This is a genomic window from Mesorhizobium sp. Cs1299R1N3, from assembly GCF_037179625.1.
Lineage (GTDB): Bacteria > Pseudomonadota > Alphaproteobacteria > Rhizobiales > Rhizobiaceae > Mesorhizobium > Mesorhizobium salmacidum.
The window spans coordinates 265,677-282,868 of sequence record NZ_JAPYKQ010000002.1; the positions used below are offsets into that span (position 1 = coordinate 265,677).

At 62.6% G+C, this 17,192-nt stretch carries 20 protein-coding genes; 8 read left to right on the top strand and 12 right to left on the bottom strand.

The window, feature by feature from the left end:
• Positions 1–68: 68 nt before the first annotated feature.
• Entirely contained in the window at positions 69–1,280 is a 1,212-nt protein-coding gene (locus tag O7B34_RS06630; RefSeq protein WP_337143389.1) for an NADP-dependent isocitrate dehydrogenase, read from the bottom strand.
• A 213-nt stretch (positions 1,281–1,493) separates the two neighbouring features.
• Between O7B34_RS06630 and O7B34_RS06635 the strand changes: the two genes are divergently transcribed.
• Both O7B34_RS06635 and murI read left to right on the top strand, forming a co-directional pair.
• Complete coding sequence (locus O7B34_RS06635) at positions 1,494–2,414, top strand: RNA methyltransferase (RefSeq protein ID WP_337145375.1); 921 nt, start codon at positions 1,494–1,496, stop codon at positions 2,412–2,414.
• A complete protein-coding gene (gene murI, locus O7B34_RS06640) occupies positions 2,407–3,276 on the top strand; it encodes a glutamate racemase (RefSeq protein ID WP_337145376.1) in 870 nt (289 codons plus the stop codon). Before O7B34_RS06635 ends, murI begins: the two co-directional genes overlap by 8 nt.
• Here the strand turns inward: murI and O7B34_RS06645 are convergent.
• Positions 3,220–4,602: an RNB domain-containing ribonuclease gene (locus tag O7B34_RS06645; RefSeq protein WP_337145377.1), complete on the bottom strand. Its 1,383-nt coding sequence runs from the start codon at positions 4,600–4,602 to the stop codon at positions 3,220–3,222. The two genes, murI and O7B34_RS06645, sit on opposite strands and share 57 nt — an antisense overlap.
• Positions 4,603–4,758: 156 nt before the next feature.
• Here O7B34_RS06645 and O7B34_RS06650 point away from each other — a divergent pair, with 156 nt between their 5' ends.
• The gene (locus O7B34_RS06650; protein ID WP_027143670.1) at positions 4,759–4,947 is read left to right on the top strand and encodes a DUF3008 family protein; all 189 of its coding nucleotides are present in this window, start codon (positions 4,759–4,761) and stop codon (positions 4,945–4,947) included.
• A gap of 80 nt (positions 4,948–5,027) precedes the next feature.
• Here the strand turns inward: O7B34_RS06650 and O7B34_RS06655 are convergent, their stop codons facing one another.
• Positions 5,028–5,225, bottom strand: a complete 198-nt coding sequence (locus O7B34_RS06655) for a hypothetical protein (protein ID WP_027042433.1) — start codon at positions 5,223–5,225, stop codon at positions 5,028–5,030.
• A gap of 375 nt (positions 5,226–5,600) precedes the next feature.
• Here O7B34_RS06655 and rpsD point away from each other — a divergent pair, with 375 nt between their 5' ends.
• From rpsD to O7B34_RS06670, 3 genes are all read left to right on the top strand, one after another.
• Positions 5,601–6,218, top strand: coding sequence for a 30S ribosomal protein S4 (gene rpsD, locus O7B34_RS06660; protein WP_027028657.1), 618 nt, complete (start codon positions 5,601–5,603; stop codon positions 6,216–6,218).
• A gap of 137 nt (positions 6,219–6,355) precedes the next feature.
• Positions 6,356–7,243, top strand: a complete 888-nt coding sequence (gene ttcA / locus O7B34_RS06665; protein WP_337145378.1) for a tRNA 2-thiocytidine(32) synthetase TtcA — start codon at positions 6,356–6,358, stop codon at positions 7,241–7,243.
• Positions 7,233–8,060: an inositol monophosphatase family protein gene (locus O7B34_RS06670; RefSeq protein ID WP_337145379.1), complete on the top strand. Its 828-nt coding sequence runs from the start codon at positions 7,233–7,235 to the stop codon at positions 8,058–8,060. The genes ttcA and O7B34_RS06670 overlap by 11 nt, the downstream gene beginning before the upstream one ends.
• 30 nt (positions 8,061–8,090) lie before the next feature.
• Here the strand turns inward: O7B34_RS06670 and O7B34_RS06675 are convergent, their stop codons facing one another.
• The 5 genes from O7B34_RS06675 to purL all read right to left on the bottom strand — a co-directional run bounded on the left by O7B34_RS06675 (position 8,091) and on the right by purL (position 13,184).
• Positions 8,091–9,395 carry a multidrug effflux MFS transporter gene (locus O7B34_RS06675; protein ID WP_442920946.1) on the bottom strand — a complete coding sequence of 435 codons (1,305 nt, stop codon included), beginning with the start codon at positions 9,393–9,395 and terminating at the stop codon, positions 8,091–8,093.
• A gap of 143 nt (positions 9,396–9,538) precedes the next feature.
• Entirely contained in the window at positions 9,539–9,874 is a 336-nt protein-coding gene (grxD, locus tag O7B34_RS06680; RefSeq protein WP_013895877.1) for a Grx4 family monothiol glutaredoxin, read from the bottom strand.
• Between the two features lie 151 nt (positions 9,875–10,025).
• Positions 10,026–10,259: a BolA/IbaG family iron-sulfur metabolism protein gene (locus O7B34_RS06685; protein WP_015318146.1), complete on the bottom strand. Its 234-nt coding sequence runs from the start codon at positions 10,257–10,259 to the stop codon at positions 10,026–10,028.
• Positions 10,260–10,381: 122 nt separating this feature from the next.
• Complete coding sequence (locus O7B34_RS06690) at positions 10,382–10,945, bottom strand: hypothetical protein (RefSeq protein ID WP_337143395.1); 564 nt, start codon at positions 10,943–10,945, stop codon at positions 10,382–10,384.
• A 7-nt stretch (positions 10,946–10,952) separates the two neighbouring features.
• Entirely contained in the window at positions 10,953–13,184 is a 2,232-nt protein-coding gene (gene purL / locus O7B34_RS06695; protein ID WP_337145380.1) for a phosphoribosylformylglycinamidine synthase subunit PurL, read from the bottom strand.
• Positions 13,185–13,429: 245 nt separating this feature from the next.
• Here purL and O7B34_RS06700 point away from each other — a divergent pair, with 245 nt between their 5' ends.
• Positions 13,430–13,594, top strand: coding sequence for a hypothetical protein (locus O7B34_RS06700; RefSeq protein ID WP_337145381.1), 165 nt, complete (start codon positions 13,430–13,432; stop codon positions 13,592–13,594).
• Positions 13,595–13,671: 77 nt separating this feature from the next.
• Here the strand turns inward: O7B34_RS06700 and O7B34_RS06705 are convergent, their stop codons facing one another.
• Positions 13,672–15,081 (bottom strand): aminotransferase-like domain-containing protein, encoded by a 1,410-nt coding sequence (locus tag O7B34_RS06705; protein ID WP_337145382.1) that lies wholly within the window; start codon positions 15,079–15,081, stop codon positions 13,672–13,674.
• 92 nt (positions 15,082–15,173) lie between these two features.
• Here O7B34_RS06705 and O7B34_RS06710 point away from each other — a divergent pair, with 92 nt between their 5' ends.
• Positions 15,174–15,425, top strand: coding sequence for a DUF1127 domain-containing protein (locus tag O7B34_RS06710; protein WP_337143398.1), 252 nt, complete (start codon positions 15,174–15,176; stop codon positions 15,423–15,425).
• A gap of 8 nt (positions 15,426–15,433) precedes the next feature.
• On the opposite strand, the gene O7B34_RS06715 is transcribed toward O7B34_RS06710, so the two are convergent.
• From O7B34_RS06715 to O7B34_RS06725, 3 genes are read right to left on the bottom strand one after another with little or no spacing between them, the layout of a single operon-like run.
• Positions 15,434–16,075, bottom strand: coding sequence for a Pr6Pr family membrane protein (locus O7B34_RS06715; protein ID WP_337145383.1), 642 nt, complete (start codon positions 16,073–16,075; stop codon positions 15,434–15,436).
• 7 nt (positions 16,076–16,082) lie between these two features.
• Positions 16,083–16,490 (bottom strand): hypothetical protein, encoded by a 408-nt coding sequence (locus O7B34_RS06720; RefSeq protein WP_337107057.1) that lies wholly within the window; start codon positions 16,488–16,490, stop codon positions 16,083–16,085.
• Entirely contained in the window at positions 16,487–17,152 is a 666-nt protein-coding gene (locus O7B34_RS06725) for a glutathione S-transferase family protein (RefSeq protein ID WP_337145384.1), read from the bottom strand. The genes O7B34_RS06720 and O7B34_RS06725 overlap by 4 nt, the downstream gene beginning before the upstream one ends.
• Positions 17,153–17,192 lie beyond the last annotated feature (40 nt).

Below are 17,192 nucleotides of genomic sequence, written 5' to 3' on the forward strand. Positions count from 1 at the left end.
TTTGCTTTCGCCGGCCTTAAAAACCGAAGGCTCCTTTCGGACCCTTCGGCATTTGGAACTGCGGGTACCTACGCCATTGCCTTCTGCAAATTCTCGTCGATCTTGTCGAGGAAGCCGGTGGTAGACAACCAAGGCTGGTCGGGGCCAATCAAAAGCGACAGGTCCTTGGTCATAAAACCGCTCTCGACGGTCTGGATGCAGACCTTTTCCAGGGTCTCGGAAAAACGCCTCAGTTCGGCGTTGTCGTCGAGCTTGGCGCGGTGCGCCAGGCCCCGCGTCCAGGCGAAGATCGAGGCGATCGAATTGGTCGAGGTTTCCTCGCCCTTCTGATGCTGGCGATAGTGGCGGGTGACAGTGCCGTGCGCGGCTTCGGCTTCGACGGTCTTGCCATCCGGCGTCATCAGCACCGAGGTCATCAGGCCGAGCGACCCAAAACCCTGCGCAACCGTGTCGGACTGGACGTCGCCGTCATAGTTCTTGCAGGCCCAGACATAGCCGCCCGACCATTTCAGGCTCGACGCCACCATGTCGTCGATCAGGCGGTGCTCGTACCAAAGTTTCTTTGACTTGAACTCGGCCTCGAATTCAGCCTCGTAGACCTCCTGGAATATGTCCTTGAAGCGGCCGTCATAGGCCTTGAGGATGGTGTTCTTGGTCGACAGGTAGACCGGATAATTGCGCAGCAGGCCGTAGTTCAGCGACGCCCGGGCAAATTCGCGGATCGACTCGTCTAGATTGTACATGGCCATGGCGACACCGGCGCCGGGCGCATCGTACACGTCATGCTCGATCACCTGGCCATCCTCGCCGACGAATTTGATCGTCAGCTTGCCCTTGCCGGGGAAGCGGAAATCGGTGGCGCGATACTGGTCGCCGAAGGCGTGACGGCCGACGATGATCGGCTTGGTCCAGCCGGGCACCAGGCGCGGCACGTTCTTCATGATGATCGGCTCGCGGAAGATGGTGCCGCCCAAAATGTTGCGGATGGTGCCGTTGGGCGATTTCCACATCTTCTTCAGCTTGAATTCCTCGACGCGCTGCTCGTCGGGGGTGATGGTCGCGCATTTCACGCCGACGCCGTATTTCTTGATGGCGTTGGCCGAATCGATCGTCACCTGGTCGTTGGTGGCGTCGCGGTGCTCGATGCCGAGGTCGTAATATTCGAGCTTGAGGTCGAGATAAGGGTGGATCAGCTTGTCCTTGATGAACTGCCAGATGATGCGGGTCATCTCGTCGCCGTCGAGTTCGACGACCGGGTTCGCCACCTTGATCTTCGCCATGGAAAGAATGCCTCGTTGCTGGGAATGGGACGGCCTTGCCCGCGTGGCGTTGGCCGGGGATGCCGCCCGTATATCAAAGCGCTTTTGGCCACGCAAACGGCGATCGGTCACGAATGTGAGGCCATGACCGCAGCCATTTGCGAATGCTTCATTTTCCCGGTCGAATATGGCAGGGGACGCTGAAATGCCGCAAACAGCAGTTCATTGACAATCATGCCCATCACCAAAGACCCCGCTAACCCCGCAGCCGCCGGCCCGGCGATCATTCTGGTCGAGCCGCAGCTCGGCGAGAACATCGGCATGGTCGCCCGCGCCATGGCCAATTTCGGACTTTCGGAGCTGCGCCTGGTCAACCCGCGCGACGGCTGGCCGAGCGAGAAGGCACGCGCCGCCGCCAGCCGTGCCGACCATGTCATCGACGCCGTCAAGGTTTTTGACGACCTGGCCACGGCGCTCGCCGACCTGAACTTCGTCTTCGCCACCACCGCCAGGCAGCGCGACGGCTTTAAATCCGTGCGCGGCCCGGTGGAAGCAGGCAGGATGCTGCGTGCCCGATCCGAAATGGGACAACGCACCGGCATCCTGTTCGGACGCGAACGCTTCGGTCTCTACAATGACGAGGTTGGCCTCGCCGACGAGATCGTCACTTTCCCGGTCGATCCCGACTTCTCCTCGCTCAACATCGCCCAGGCGGCCTTGCTGATGTCCTATGAGTGGATGAAGTCGGGCCTGGAGGACGAGACCATGACAAACTTTACGGGGCCGGAGATGAAGCCTGCAAGCAAGGAAGAATTGCACGGCCTGTTCGCCTATCTGGAAGGCGCGTTGGAAGCGCGCGGCTATTTCCGGCCGGCGCCGAAGAAGCCGAAAATGGTCGACAATCTGCGCGCCGTGCTGACGCGCGCTGGCTTCGCCGAACCGGAGCTCAAGGTGTTGCGCGGCATCATCTCGTCACTAGACCGGTTCTCACCGGCGATGCCGCGCGGCGATGGCTCGCCGGGCGATGATCCGAGGCGTTTGCCCGCGGCCGCCGCGCGCGCCCGCAAGGCGGAGGCCGCTGGCCGGGTGCCGGACGCTAACGGCGACGACGCGGACACGCCGCCGCTCGGCGGCAAGGGAACCGACAATGACTGACCAGCCGATCCTGATGTTCGATTCCGGCGTCGGCGGGCTCACCGTGTTGCGCGAGGCGCGCGTGCTGATGCCCGACCGTCGCTTCATCTATGTCGCCGACGATGCCGCCTTTCCCTTTGGCGCCTGGGAAGAGCCGGCGCTGCGGGCCCATATACTGCAGCTGTTCGCCAGACTGCTCGACCGCTTTGCGCCGGCCCTTTCGGTCATCGCCTGCAACACCGCCTCGACGCTGGTGATCGATGCGCTGCGCGATACCTTTCCCGGCCATCCCTTCGTCGGCACGGTGCCGGCGGTCAAGCCGGCGGCCGAGCGCACGCGCTCGGGCCTGGTCTCGGTGTTGGCGACCCCGGGCACGGTAAAGCGCCAGTACACGCGCGACCTGATCAGCAAATGGGCGCAGAAATGCCATGTCCGCCTGGTCGGCAGCGACAGGCTGGCTGGCCTGTCCGAAGCCTATATGCGCGAGGGCTTCGTCGACGAGGAGGCCGTGCGCGCCGAGATCGCGCCATGCTTCATCGAGCGTGACGGCATGCGCACCGATATCGTTGTGCTGGCCTGCACGCACTATCCCTTTCTGGTCAATCGCATGCGCAAGACCGCGCCCTGGCCGGTCGACTGGATCGATCCGGCCGAGGCGATCGCACGGCGCGCCCTTTCGCTGCTGCCGCCCATCGATGGGGCGCTGCCGCAAGGCGAGCCCGATATCGCGGTCTTCACCTCGGGCAAGGCGGATTTCGCCGTCAGCCGCCTTATGCAGGGCTTTGGACTGACCGTGCACTTAGAAGGTGGCGGAGGTGCCCGCCATTCAAACAGGTTCGAAGACGATGCTGCGTTGATCCGGATCGGCCAGGACCAGCTTTAGCGTCAGACCGTCGCCCTGTCTGAGGCCGGAGGCCTTTACGGTGGCGACGACAGGCATGTCGGCAAGCTGAACGCGCACGCCATGGTCGACGAAGTCGGTGACGACGGCTTTGAAAATCTCCCCCTCGCGTCCCCTGAGCATTATGGCCTCGGCAAGGTCGATAGCCGCATGGTTGATCTGCGAAGCGCGGCTATCCGCACGTCCCATAGTCTTCGGCAATCTGGCGAACGCGTCGGTGACAGCCTGGGGCACGGGCTGGCCGTTAGCGATAGCCAGCGCGCAGCGCACGACATAGCGATCGGCAAGTCGCCTGAGTGGTGCCGTTGCATGGGCATAGGTCGCAGCCATGGCCTCATGCCATGGGACAACGCCGTCGTGATAGGGTTGATAAGACGCGCCGGGGCTTGCATGGCGGATTTCCAGCATCAGTGCTGCTTGTCGCGGATCGGTCGGATCGAGGGTTCGCTGATAGTCTCGCAAGCCGGTGGAGGCCGGCCAGGACAGTCCGAGAGCCTGTGCCGCGTTGCGCAATCTTTGAACCTTGAGAGCATCCGGCCCCGACATCACCCGGAACAGGCCGGTGTGGTGCGCAAGCATGGCATCGGCAATCGCCATGTTGGCGGCCAGCGAAAGTGCTGCGTTGTCCTGCTCGGATTGCAGCAGCGGTCTGAATGAAAGCCGGTATGAACCATCGGCAAGCCTTTCCACCTCCTGCTCGGGTGGGTCGACGCGGGAAGCCCCGCGACGCTGTTCGTTGATTGCCATGCGCAGCGCCATTTCGGCAAAGCCGGCCGGAACGTCGGAAGCCTTCACGCTGTCGTAGGCGAGCTTGGCGCGGCTTTGAATGATTGCCCGCTCCGCGCCGTCCAACTTCGTTGCACCGTCCTGCGCAATCCGGACCGTGAAGATAACAGCTGGACGGGGTCCATCCGGCAACAGGCTTGCCGCACCCTCGGCAATCACCGGCGGGTAGAGCCCGGCCTTGCCGTCCGGCAAGTAAAGTGTCTCGCCCCGCGTCCAGGCTTCGAGATCCACCGCGTCGCCGTCCTCGACGAACCAGGCCACGTCGGCAATGGCATAATGCAGCAGAAGATCACCGCCGCTCGCCTCGATCGAGAACGCCTGATCGAGATCGGTGGAGGCAGCCGGATCGAGCGTGACGAAGGGCATCGCCCTTCGATCGGCATGCTGGTCGGGGACGCGTTTGGCCGCCGCCCCCGCCGCGGCAACTACTTCAGCCGGAAATCCATCCGGCACGTGTAATTCGGTGCGGATTTTCGCCAGGCCGGTGGAGAGAGCCTGTGGGGGATCGGTCAGGGATTTCATTCAGCCGTCCTACACTGGGGTTCCGGACACGGGAAGGTACCAACGAAAATCGCCAAGGCCGGCCACCGGCTGGCACCGAGCGGACCGGAATGGGCCACTGGCGCTGGAACCGCCGCCGAAGCGCGGCGTTTCTCCTGACAGCAAAGGAGAACCGCCATGCCAGCCACCTCGAAAGCCCAGCAGAAGGCCGCCGGCGCCGCACTCTCCGCCAAACGTGGCGAGACCAAGAAGAGCGAGCTCAAAGGCGCTTCCAAGGGCATGTATGAATCGATGAATGAAAAGCAGCTCGAGGAATTCGCCGAGACCAAGCGCAAGGGACTACCGGAGAAAAAATCCCAGGATTGAGCGCTTCGAGCCAGACTATCTTGGAAATGAAAAAGGGCCAGCGACGTTGGCTGGCCCTTTGGGATTGTTGCTTGAACAGCCTACCAGCGGTGGCAGCGCCGTATTCTCTCGACGATCACCCTGCGATGACCATGCCGCCACACCACTCTCTTTTTGACGATGATCCGGCAGACCTGTTTGTGGCCATGCCAATGACGCGCCATGGCCGGCTCCGGCGCCACCGCCATCGATCCTGCAAGCACTGCGGCGCCTGCCAGGGTAAGGAAGAACTTCTTCATGCAATTGGGCTCCTCTAGCTCCAGTCCCTTCCTGCTGCCGCTGGCGCAAAACCTCCCGCCACATCCGGCATCGCATCAACGTCGCAAACGCTACATGGTTGTGGTTGGCCACGCTACTCACAAGCTTGACATCGGTTAAATCTCGGTTTAACCAGCCGCCAACGCCGGGCAGCGATGTCCGGTGTTTCTTTTATATGCGCAAAGTCAGTCACCCTATCTGTTTCTGGCCTTGTTTGAACTGACGTGTCCCGTGGGTTTTCCGCCGCGTTGCGTGGGAAAACCCTGTCAGGTCTCGAAAATGGAGGCCAGAGGAGGGCGCGTTTCCTTCACCCGGACCATGAGGTGCCGGGTGTACTGTTTTGAAAAGGGAATGCGATGAGCAAGCGCGAATCCGCGAAATACAAGATCGACCGCCGTCTCGGCGAAAATATCTGGGGCCGCCCGAAGTCCCCGGTCAACAAGCGTGAATACGGCCCCGGCCAGCATGGCCAGCGCCGCAAGGGCAAGCTTTCCGACTTCGGCCTACAGCTGCGCGCCAAGCAGAAGCTGAAGGGTCACTATGGCGACGTTTCGGAAAAACAGTTCCGCAAGGTCTATGAAGAGGCCGATCGCCGCAAGGGCGACACCTCGGAGAACCTGATCGGCCTGCTCGAATCGCGTCTCGACGCGGTCGTCTATCGCTCCAAGTTCGTACCGACCATCTTCGCCGCCCGTCAGTTCGTCAACCACGGCCACGTCAACGTCAACGGCAAGCGCGTCAACATTGGCTCGTACCGCTGCAAGCCGGGCGATGTCATCGAAGTGCGCGAAAAGTCGAAGCAGTTGGTCATCGTCCTGGAGTCGGTCGGCCTCGCCGAGCGCGACGTGCCGGACTACATCGAAGCCGATCACAACAAGATGGTCGCGACCTTCTCGCGCATCCCGGGCCTCGCCGACGTTCCGTTCGCCGTGCAGATGGAACCGAACCTGGTCGTCGAATTCTACTCGCGCTAAGCGAACGCTTTTCTGCGATATCGGAAAAGGCCGCCTTCGAGGCGGCCTTTTTGTTTTCGGGCATCCGCTTTGCCGTTTCGATTTTCCGGCCGATGCGTTAATCCGGGCGGAAGTCACATTTCCGGGGCCGTCGCGCCATGAACATGCTGCCAGACATCGAAACGCTTGAACCGGTCGCCGACGGTGGTTTCCATCCGCTGTTCGCTGATGTGCCGTCCTCGGTCGAGTTCAACAAGCTGCGCAAGCGGCTGCTGCGGCTGACCCGCCAGGCGATCGAGGATTTTTCGATGGTGAAGCCCGGTGAGCGCTGGCTGGTCGCGCTATCTGGCGGCAAGGATTCCTACGGTCTGCTTGCCATGCTGCTTGATCTCAAATGGCGCGGGATGCTGCCGGTCGAGTTGCTGGCCTGCAACCTCGACCAGGGTCAGCCGAATTTCCCCAAGCACATCCTGCCCGACTATCTCGACGCCAACGGCATAGCCCACCGTATCGAATACCGGGACACCTACTCGGTCGTCACCGACAAGCTCCCGGAGGGCAGCACCTATTGCTCGCTCTGCTCGCGGCTGCGGCGCGGCCATCTCTACAGGATCGCCCGCGAGGAGGGCTGCTCGGCCCTGGTCCTCGGCCATCATCGCGAGGATATTCTCGAAACCTTCTTCATGAACCTGTTCCATGGCGGCCGGCTTGCCGCCATGCCGCCAAAACTGCTCAACGACGACGGCGACGTCATGGTGTTGCGGCCGCTGAGCTACTGCGCGGAAGTCGACCTGGAGAAATTCGCTGCCGCGATGCGGTTCCCGATCATCCCTTGCGATCTCTGCGGCAGCCAGGAAGGGCTGCAGCGCAACGCCATGAAGGCGATGCTCGACGACATCGAAAAGCGCATGCCTGGCCGCAAGGACACGATGATCCGCGCTCTGTCCAACACCAGGCCGTCGCATTTGCTCGACCGAAAGCTGTTCGATTTCGCCGCCCTCAATGTAACCCTCGCGACCAGGCAAGACATTTCCGATGACATTTGACGACACCGCGATCGACTGGCTGGCCGGTATTCTGGCCGAGGCAGCCCAGGCCGAAATCATGCCGCGCTTTCGCCGATTGGGCGATGGCGATATCCGCCAGAAGACTTCCGCGGCCGACCTGGTGACGGAGGCGGATGTCAACGCCGAGCGGCTGATCACCGCCAGGCTGCGCGAGCGCTATCCCTCGGCCATGATGGTGGGCGAGGAGGCCTGTTCCGAGAATCCGGCGCTGCTCGATGGCTTGGGTGATGCCGAACTGGCATTCACCATCGATCCGGTGGACGGCACCTTCAATTTCGCATCCGGCGTACCGCTGTTCGGCGTCATGCTGGCGGTCGTGCTCAGGGGCGAGACGGTCGCGGGCATCATCCATGATCCGGTGGGCAAGGACTGGCTCATCGCCGCCAGGGGCGCCGGCAGCCATATCAGGCATGCCCATGGCAGCCTGGAGAAAGTGCATGTGGCAGCACCCGTGCCGATCTCGCAAATGACCGGCGCGGTCTCCTGGCAATATCTCGACGAACCGGAGCGCTCACGCCTTGCGCGCAACCAGACCAAGGCGCTGTCGCAGTTCGCCTATCGCTGCGCCGCGCACGAATATCGCCTGCTGGCGAGCGGGCATGCCCATTTTGTCGTCTACAACAAGCTGATGCCCTGGGATCACCTGCCGGGCGTGCTGATCCATCAGGAAGCCGGCGGCCATGCCGCGCGCATTGACGGCAGCGCCTATCTGCCCTCGCATGTCGACGGCGGCCTGCTTGTCGCGCCGGACCAGGACAGCTGGCAGGAGCTGCGCCGCGAATTGTGGGCGCAATAGGTTAAGTTCCACGCGGCGTCCGCGGCAGATCTAGTGCAGATCGGTGACGTGCCCTGAGACGGGTGCGTTCTGCGGCTGGAACATCTTGCCGCGCTCGGCAATCAGGATCATCAGCAGCGCGGCAACCGAGACGCTGCAGAACCCGGCGGCCAGTGGCGTCACCGTGCCATTGAAAGCCTGGCCGATCAGCGTGCCGAGAATGCCGCCGAGAAACGTCTGCATGAACCCCAGGATGGACGACGCCGTGCCGGCCAGTTGGCCAAGCGGCTCCATGGCCAGAGCGTTGAAATTGGCGCCGAGGCAGCCAAACGGCAGCATGGCGCCGGCAAAGAAGCTGATGAACAGCCAGAGCGGCATCTTCGTTTCCAGTGAAACCACCAGCCAGGCCAGGCTGATCACCAGAAACAGCAGCAGCGCGCTTTGCGACAGGCGGCGCATGCCGACGCGGCCGACGAGGCGCGAGTTGAGATAATTGGAGAAGCCGAGCACGCCCGCGACACCGGCGAAGATGACGGGAAACATCTCGCCGACGTCGAAGACGTTGACATAGATCTGCTGCGCCGAGGCGATGAAGCCGAACATGGCACCGAAGATGAACGTGCTGGCGAAGGCATAGCAGAGCGCGATGCGGTTGGTGAGCACGATGCGGAAGCCGCCGACAATGGAGGAGACCGTCAGTGCCCGGCGATATTCGGGATGCAGCGTCTCGGGCAGGCGCAGCAGCGACCATGCCGACACGATCAAGGCGCCGACGGCCATAGTGACGAATATCCAATGCCAGGTCGCGAACAGCATGATGAACTGGCCGATGCCCGGCGCCACGACCGGAATGGCCATGAACACCATGAAGATCAGCGACATGACTTCGGCCATACGCCGGCCATCGAACGTATCGCGCACGATCGAGACCGCGATGACGCGCGTGGCGGCCGCGCCGATGCCTTGCACGACACGACATAGCAAAAGTGTTTCAAAGCTGGGCGCGATGGCGGCCGCGGCGGCCGCAGCCACATAGATGATCAGGCCGGCGACAAGCGGCGAACGGCGTCCGAACCGGTCCGAGACCGGCCCGAAGAACAGTTGGCCACCGCCGAAACCCAGTATGTAAGCGGTGATCACATATTGCCGGTGGTTTTCATTCTCGACGCCGAGCGAGGCGCCAATCTGCTGCAGCGCCGGCAGCATGATGTCGATGGCCAGCGAATTGAGCGCCATCAGCGCCGCGCAGAGGGCGATGAATTCCCAGCGCGGAATGGGCAATTGGCTTGCCCCGGGCAAGGCGCTTGCCCCGGGCAAGGCGCTTGCCCCTTGCGGCGCTGATTTCTGCTGGTCCACGGCAAGTCCGATCTCTCAAACGAAAACGCGCCGGCGGGCCGGCGCATTGGCTCGTCCTGGTCCCGGTGTCCGGGATGTAAAATTGCCGAGGTGGGGTGCCCCCGGTGCCCAAGGCATGGCGGTGTCGACATGCCTTGGCTGAATTAGGCGGCGCCTTTGACGCTGACGCCCTTCTCGACCAGGAAGGTCTGCAACTCGCCGGCCTGGAACATTTCGCGAATGATATCGCAGCCGCCGACGAATTCGCCCTTGACATAGAGCTGCGGGATCGTCGGCCAGTTGGAATAATCCTTGATGCCCTGGCGCAGTTCGGCGGAGTCCAGGACGTTCACGCCTTTGTAGTCGGCGCCGATATAGTCGAGGATCTGGACGACCTGGCCGGAAAACCCGCATTGCGGAAAGCCGGGCGTGCCCTTCATGAAAAGGACGACGTCGTTGCCCTTCACTTCATTGTCGATGTAGTCGTTGATACCGCTCATGGAATATCCTTTCATGCCTGTGGGAGTCAGGCTCGAAGCATGTCTTTCAAATAAACCCATAGGTTGCCCGAAACAAGACTTTAGCCATGCCATCACCCGAATGGCGCAAAGAATGGGCCGTTTTGGGCCAAGCGTGTCGGGTGGAAATGCCTCAGTCGGGAACGCTGGTCTGCAGCGCCAGCGCGTGCAGCACGCCGCCCATATTGCCCTTCAGCGCGTCATAGACCATCTGGTGCTGCTGGACGCGGCTCTTTCCGCGAAAGCTCTCGGCCACGACTTCGGCCGCGTAGTGGTCGCCATCGCCGGCGAGATCGCGGATCGTCACGCGGGCGTCCGGTATGCCGTCCTTGATCAGTTTTTCGATATCGTGGGCGTCCATTGCCATTGCAGAAATTCCTGTTTCGGGCGGGCGGCGGCGCGGCGGCCCATGCGATGAGAGTCGGGCAAGCCTAAAGCCTTTCCAATCCGGATTGAAGCGGTTCCGTCCGGAGTTCGTTCTGTTGGTGTTCAGGAGATGGTTTCACCCGGCCCCTGCGCCGGCTCGTCCTCGCGCATCGAGAAGGCGCGGCCCAGACTGAAGACCAGCACGTAGAGCGGGGTGTTGACCGCCAGGTTGGCGATCGGCAGATAGCTGGTCATCCGCCACGCGGGCGAGAAGAACGGCTGGCCGTAGCCATCGCAGACAAGCGAAGAGCCATACTCCCACAAGGCCCCGAGGACAGCCGAGACGGCGAAAAGCTTGATGCAGGTGATGATATGCCTGGCTCGCGCTGGCTCCGGCAGGAGCCGGTTCCAAAGCACCAGACACACAATCGGAACCGCATAGATGAGGTTCTGCAGGACCAGCATCGGAAGCGTATCGTTGGCCGCGGCGAGAAACTCGGCGCGTGTTTCCAGCCTGGGGCAAACCTCGCTCGAGGTCGTCGACAGCAAGAAGAAGACGAACGGCCCGAGGCACCAGAAGAAGAACAGCGACGGCCAGAAGACGACCGCAAGCAGCGCTCGGACGGCGAGTTTCTTATGATTGAGCAGGATCTTTTCCGAAAGCCGGTTTCCACTTTTCGGGATCATGCTCTCATCAACTGGCCTGGTCCATGAAACGCGGGAACCAGCCTTCATGGGCGGCGGTCAGATCGCTGACCGGGACCTCCCTGGCATCGCCGAGCTTCAGCGCGTTGCCGCCCGTCGAGCCGATCCACGGCGCGAAGATGCCGAGTTCGCCCTGCTGCTTGCGAATAGCGTCCCATTCATCGCCGTGCGGATCGATCGACAGCGTCAGGAGATAGCGGCCCTGGTCTTCGCCGAACCAGACCGGGATCGGATCGGTGCCGACCAGTCCGGGAACGGTCGCGCCGATGCCGGACGCCATCGCCATTTCGGCCAGCGCCACCGCGATGCCGCCATCGGAGACATCATGCGCCGCCGTGACGATACCGGACGCGATCAACGAGCGCACATGGTCGCCGACGCGCTTCTCGTGCCCGAGATCGACCGGCGGAGGCGGGCCATCGCTGCGGCCGTGGACATCGCGCATATACGCCGACTGGCCAAGATGCGTTCCCCAGGAAGCCGGCGCGCCGACCAGCAGGATCATCTGGCCTTCCGCGGCGAAGCCGATCCGTGCCATCTTCGACCAGTCCGATATCAGGCCGACGCCGCCGATGGTCGGTGTCGGCAGGATGCCCTGGCCGTTGGTCTCGTTGTAGAGCGAGACGTTGCCCGACACGATCGGGAAACCGAGCGCCCGGCAGGCATCGCCAATGCCTTTCACCGCGCCGACCAGCTGGCCCATGATTTCTGGCCGTTCGGGATTGCCGAAATTGAGATTGTCGGTGGCGGCGAGCGGCAGCGCCCCCGTGGCGGTCAGGTTGCGCCAGCATTCGGCCACGGCCTGCTTGCCGCCCTCATAGGGATCGGCTTCGCAGTAGCGCGGCGTCACGTCGGAGGAGAAGGCCAGCGCCTTGGTCGGATGTCCCTCGACGCGCACCACGCCGGCATCGCCGCCCGGAAGCTGCAGCGAATTGCCCTGGATCAGCGTGTCGTATTGTTCCCACACCCAGCGACGCGAAGACAGGTCCGGTCCGCCAAGCAGCTTCAGCAGCGCATCGGCGAGGTCGGCTTGCGGGATATCGTTGGCGGCAAGCGGCGCCGGCTTCTTCGGCTCGACCCACGGGCGATCGTATTCCGGTGCCTTGTCGCCAAGGTCCTTGATCGGCAGGTCGGCGACCTCGTCGCCCTGGTGCCGCACGCGGAAGCGCAGATCGTCGGTGGTCTTGCCGACGATGGCAAAGTCGAGGCCCCATTTGTGGAAGATCGCCTCGGCTTCCTTTTCCTTTTCGGGGCGCAGCACCATCAGCATGCGCTCCTGGCTTTCCGACAGCATCATCTCGTAGGCGCTCATGCGCTCTTCGCGCACCGGCACCTTGTCGAGGTCGAGCTCGATCCCGAGGTCGCCCTTGGCGCCCATCTCGACCGCCGAACAGGTAAGGCCGGCCGCACCCATGTCCTGGATGGCGATGACCGCGCCCGAGGCCATCAGTTCGAGAGAGGCCTCGAGCAGGCATTTTTCGGTGAAGGGATCGCCGACCTGCACGGTCGGGCGCTTCTCGTCGATCTTGTCGTCGAACTCGGCCGACGCCATGGTGGCGCCGCCGACGCCGTCGCGGCCGGTCTTGGCGCCGAGATAGACGACCGGCAGGCCGACCCCCTTTGCCTCTGACAGGAAGATGGCGTCCGTCTTGGCAAGGCCCGCGGCAAAGGCATTGACCAGGATGTTGCCGTTGTAGCGAGCGTCGAAATTGACCTCGCCGCCGACCGTCGGCACGCCGAAGGCATTGCCGTAGCCGCCGACGCCGGAAACCACTCCGGCGACGAGATGCCTGGTCTTGGGATGGTCGGGAGCACCGAAGCGCAGCGCGTTCATGGCCGCGATCGGCCGCGCGCCCATGGTGAAGACGTCGCGCAAGATGCCGCCGACGCCGGTCGCCGCACCCTGATAAGGCTCGATGAAGGAGGGATGGTTGTGGCTTTCCATCTTGAAGACGACGCAGTCGCCGTCACCGATGTCGACCACGCCGGCATTCTCGCCCGGGCCCTGGATGACCTGCGGACCGGTGGTCGGCAAGGTGCGCAGCCATTTCTTCGAGGATTTGTAGGAGCAGTGCTCGTTCCACATCGCCGAGAAGATGCCGAGTTCGGTAAAGCTCGGTTCGCGTCCGACGAGGTCGAGGATGCGCTGATACTCATCGGGCTTCAGCCCATGCGCGGCAATGAGATCCGGGGTGATCGGCACGGAATTGGAAATGGTCATGGGCGGCGGTTTATGTCCATGGAGCAGGGATTTTGAGTCTCCTCTTATCGCAAGCTTTGCGGTCGATACACCCGTCGGCTGAGGAAAAAGGCAGAAAGCGACAGGGTGATGACCACGATGGATCGCGGCAGGCTCTCTGGTGAGCAATGAGAGGCGCCAGGCCAGCGATTGAACCTCCCACAAAGCCAAATGGGGAACGCCATGGTGTCCCAGCCGTTACGTCCTATCACTTAGGAGACAGCACGATGGCCACCAAGCAAGGCAAGAACGACAATCGCCTCTCGGACAAGGAGGCTCTCCAAATCGCGGAGACCACCGACGTTTCGCCCCGGCAAGCCAAGGAATTGGCTGAGAAGCACGGCAAGGACAAGGCCGAGAAGGAAGCCAAGAACTTCAAGGCCGAAGGCTGATCCGGTCCGGTTCTGACAAGTCCCGGTTTCCCAAAGGCGGCGTCTCGAGGCAAGCACGGCGGGTGGCCGCGAATGGCTCAGGAAAAACTGTCGTAACCTGCGCGGCCCTCGTCCAGCAGCCGCCTGATCACCGCGACGCCGCCGGCAATATCCTCGCGCCGCTTCGGCTGCGAGACGCCGAACCGCACCCCATGGAAAACCCGCTCCGAGCGCCCCGCCTTGAACTCATCCTCATCGTCGATCAGCACGCCGTGCTCCAGGCAGGCATTCTTGAACGTGCCGGAAAGCCAGGGATCGGGCAGGGTGAGCCAGACGAACGGCACTTTGTCGTGCGATTTGAATGAGAAGCCTGTCAAGCGTTCGCGTACCATGGCCATGCGGGCGCTGATCTCCGCGATGCTGCGCTTGCGGATTTCGCTGGCCTGACCGGAAAGCACCAGCCGGGAATTCACCTCCGCCAACAGGAATGGCATGCCGCCGGTCATCATCTTGTGGGCGACCCGGATGCGGTGGCGATAGGCGGGCGGGCAGGAGAGCCAGCCGCCACGCAGGCCGGCCGCGACCGATTTCGACAGGCCACCGGCAATGATGGTGCGTTCAGGCGCAAATTCGGCAAGCAGCGGTGTCGGGTCGTCGGTCAGATGGCCGTAGAGGTCATCCTCGATCAGGATGACGTTGTATTCACGGGCGACACGCGCGATCGCCTCACGGCGCGCCGACGACAAGGTCACCAAGGTCGGATTCTGCGCCGTTGGCATCAGAAATATCATCTTGGGATGCTTTTGCGCGCAGACGCGTTCGAAATCCGCCGGGTCGAGGCCTTCATCGTTCGAGGCCACCAGCGCGGTGCGCCGGCCAATCAGTCCGGCGCTGCGGGAAATCTGCGAGTAGGTGAGGTGCTCGAAGGCGACATAGTCGCCGGGCGTGGTAAGGGCCGCGATCGCGGCCATCACCGCGGCATGAGTGCCGAGAGTGGGGACGATTGTATCGACCGCTGGCCGGAAGGCGTTCCGTGACAGCCAACGGGCGCCGGCTTCGTACCAGCGATCCGGGAAATCGCGCGTGTAGCTCGAAATCTCATGCGGATGGTCTTGCGCGGCGCGTGACAGGACGTCAGCAACAATGGCGCCTTGGCCGATGTCAGGGGCTGCCGTGCTGTCGAAACGCAGCTTGTCCTTGGGGGCATCGGCATAACGCGTGCCTTCGACACTGGTGTCGGGCTCCTCTGGCTTTGTAACGCCAATGTTCTCTCCCAGCACATAGGTCCCCCGTCCGACCTCGCCACTGACAAGACCGCGCTCGCGCAGCAATTGATAGGCCCGGCCGACCGTGCCGACCGTGGCGCCGATGTCGTAGGCGAGGTCGCGCTGTGGCGGCAGCTTTGCCCCGGCGCCAATCACACCCCGGTCGATATCCGCTTCAATGGCGTCTGCGAGGCGCTGATACAGCGGACCTGAACCCGTGAGATCTGGAACCCAATTTGTCATGGTGACAATTTTCTATATTGCACCGTTTCGGGAGTCAATACATATCACTAGCGCGCCAAAAAGGGTGCAATTGATATTCTGGCAGAAAGAAAATGGATACAATCGGAACATTCCGCCACTCGAGAACCGAATTGCTCGGCCAGCCTGCTCGCCCGTCCGGGCAGCGCGGCTTCGCCGGCCGACTTGTGCAAGTGGTCAGGTCGCTGGCGAAATGGATCGACCATCTGCTGGAGCGCCGGCGCGGCCGGCTGGCACTGCTGGAGATGACCGACGATCAACTCAAGGATATCGGCATCTCGCGCTGCGACGCTCACCGCGAGGGCATCAAGCCGCTCTGGGAATAGGGACCGGTCTATCGGATGCCTTTGCTCCTGAGGCGTCCGATGCCGTGATCGACGAAAACGGCGACGACGCATATCGCCACGAACAGCGCGGTGATGGCGAGTGCCGCTACAGTGACGCTCTCAACGCCATTCCTGGCGATATCGAGGAAGGGGTAGGGCGCCTCGCCCGCCAGCGGCGCCCGCGCCAGCGCATAGGCCAGATAGGCGATGGGATAGACAACCCACCAGGAAATATCGCTCCATCTCGTTTTGCCCTCGGCGCCTGACGTCAGCCACCACAGCACGAACAGCACCGGCGTCACGTAGTGCAGCAGGACGTCGCAAAGCAGGAACAGGCCCTGTGGCTGCCAGAGCCGCGCCAGCACGGTGGCATAGACGATGAAGACCAGGGTGATCGAAGCCGCGACGCCCGCGCGCATCCGGGATCCGGCAAAGGCCGGCAGCCACGCATGGCCGTTGGATGACAACAGCGAGGTGTGGACCAGCACGGCGCCAATATTGGTCAGGATGGTGAAGAAGCTGAAATAGAACACGATCGAGCCAAACAGGCCGCGGCCCGCTTCCACCGACGCTGGAATGGTGATCGAGAACTGCAGGGCAAGCGCAATCAGGCCAACAACCAATCCCGCGATCTGCAGGAACCGGCCCATGGCTGGCTCAGGCGGTGGCTGCGCAGGCCGGATTGCCCGCCTGCCAGCGCGCGACATCCGAGCTGATGCGTGCGCCAAGCGGGTCGTTCATCAACGGTCCGAAGACGTCGACATGGCTTGAATTCCCCTGCGCCTGCACGACCAGCAGCGGTTTGCCGCCATAATGCTTGGCCGGCACCAGAAGGAAGCGCGGCTGGCCGCTGAACGAGTTCAGCTCATTGGCCATCTGATACTGCTTGAAGGCTGGGTCCTTGCTGGCGATCCAGCATTTGTGGGCCGATATCGCCACCTGTTCCATGGCGAGCAGCGCGGCACTTTTGCCCGACGGCACGGGCGTGCTCTTGGGGCTCGACTGGCACGATGCCAGCGCAAACCCCGCCGCGGCGACGATGGCAATCGTCCTCGTCTTGATCAAGCGGCACCCATTTCAAGTTCGGACAGAAAGATCTTGAGGCCGTCGGTCATCTCGCCCCATACCCGGGACAATGCCGGATGCTGCGAGGCGATCTGCTCATAGGCATCGAATTTGGGATAGGCGTCGAGCAGGTCATGGCGGCCTGTCATGGCGCGGAAATTGTTGAGGATGAACCGCGTCGGCGTCAGCCAGGCATCGGCGAAACTGATGTCGCTGCTGAGCGCGAAGGGGCCCTGCGCCATGCGTGCCTCGATGGCCGCCAGCCCATGGTGGAGACGGGCGAATTGGGCGTCGATCTCGGCAGTGTTGCGCTTCGGCACGAAATGCAGTTCGAAAAGCTTCATCGTCGGCGTCAGCACATCGAGATCGGTGATGCGGGCGAACATGCGCACCAGCGCGCGGTCCTTCGAATCGGGCGGCAACAGCGCCGGTTCGGGAAACCGCTCCTCGAGATATTCGGCGATGACCACCGATTCGACGATCGTTTCGCCCGAGCCGGTGATCAGAACCGGAATCCGGTTCATCGGCGAGATGGCGCGAAACTCTTCGGGGATGGGAAAACCCGGTGGCGGCGCGATGATCTTGAGCGGCACGTCCTTGATATAGGCCAGTGCCCGCACGATCGAAGAGTAGGGCGACAACGGCCGCGAATAGAGCTTCATGACCGTCTCTCCCTCACGCTATGATTTTGAATTACCGCAA

Bases quoted from the DNA above. Each gene is read 5' to 3' on its own strand.
- O7B34_RS06630 (WP_337143389.1), bottom strand. From the start codon at position 1,280: ATGGCGAAGATCAAGGTGGCGAACCCGGTCGTCGAACTCGACGGCGAC.
- O7B34_RS06635 (WP_337145375.1), top strand. From the start codon at position 1,494: ATGCCCATCACCAAAGACCCCGCTAACCCCGCAGCCGCCGGCCCGGCG.
- murI (WP_337145376.1), top strand. From the start codon at position 2,407: ATGACTGACCAGCCGATCCTGATGTTCGATTCCGGCGTCGGCGGGCTC.
- O7B34_RS06645 (WP_337145377.1), bottom strand. From the start codon at position 4,602: ATGAAATCCCTGACCGATCCCCCACAGGCTCTCTCCACCGGCCTGGCG.
- O7B34_RS06650 (WP_027143670.1), top strand. From the start codon at position 4,759: ATGCCAGCCACCTCGAAAGCCCAGCAGAAGGCCGCCGGCGCCGCACTC.
- O7B34_RS06655 (WP_027042433.1), bottom strand. From the start codon at position 5,225: ATGAAGAAGTTCTTCCTTACCCTGGCAGGCGCCGCAGTGCTTGCAGGA.
- rpsD (WP_027028657.1), top strand. From the start codon at position 5,601: ATGAGCAAGCGCGAATCCGCGAAATACAAGATCGACCGCCGTCTCGGC.
- ttcA (WP_337145378.1), top strand. From the start codon at position 6,356: ATGAACATGCTGCCAGACATCGAAACGCTTGAACCGGTCGCCGACGGT.
- O7B34_RS06670 (WP_337145379.1), top strand. From the start codon at position 7,233: ATGACATTTGACGACACCGCGATCGACTGGCTGGCCGGTATTCTGGCC.
- grxD (WP_013895877.1), bottom strand. From the start codon at position 9,874: ATGAGCGGTATCAACGACTACATCGACAATGAAGTGAAGGGCAACGAC.
- O7B34_RS06685 (WP_015318146.1), bottom strand. From the start codon at position 10,259: ATGGCAATGGACGCCCACGATATCGAAAAACTGATCAAGGACGGCATA.
- O7B34_RS06690 (WP_337143395.1), bottom strand. From the start codon at position 10,945: ATGATCCCGAAAAGTGGAAACCGGCTTTCGGAAAAGATCCTGCTCAAT.
- purL (WP_337145380.1), bottom strand. From the start codon at position 13,184: ATGACCATTTCCAATTCCGTGCCGATCACCCCGGATCTCATTGCCGCG.
- O7B34_RS06700 (WP_337145381.1), top strand. From the start codon at position 13,430: ATGGCCACCAAGCAAGGCAAGAACGACAATCGCCTCTCGGACAAGGAG.
- O7B34_RS06705 (WP_337145382.1), bottom strand. From the start codon at position 15,081: ATGACAAATTGGGTTCCAGATCTCACGGGTTCAGGTCCGCTGTATCAG.
- O7B34_RS06710 (WP_337143398.1), top strand. From the start codon at position 15,174: ATGGATACAATCGGAACATTCCGCCACTCGAGAACCGAATTGCTCGGC.
- O7B34_RS06715 (WP_337145383.1), bottom strand. From the start codon at position 16,075: ATGGGCCGGTTCCTGCAGATCGCGGGATTGGTTGTTGGCCTGATTGCG.
- O7B34_RS06725 (WP_337145384.1), bottom strand. From the start codon at position 17,152: ATGAAGCTCTATTCGCGGCCGTTGTCGCCCTACTCTTCGATCGTGCGG.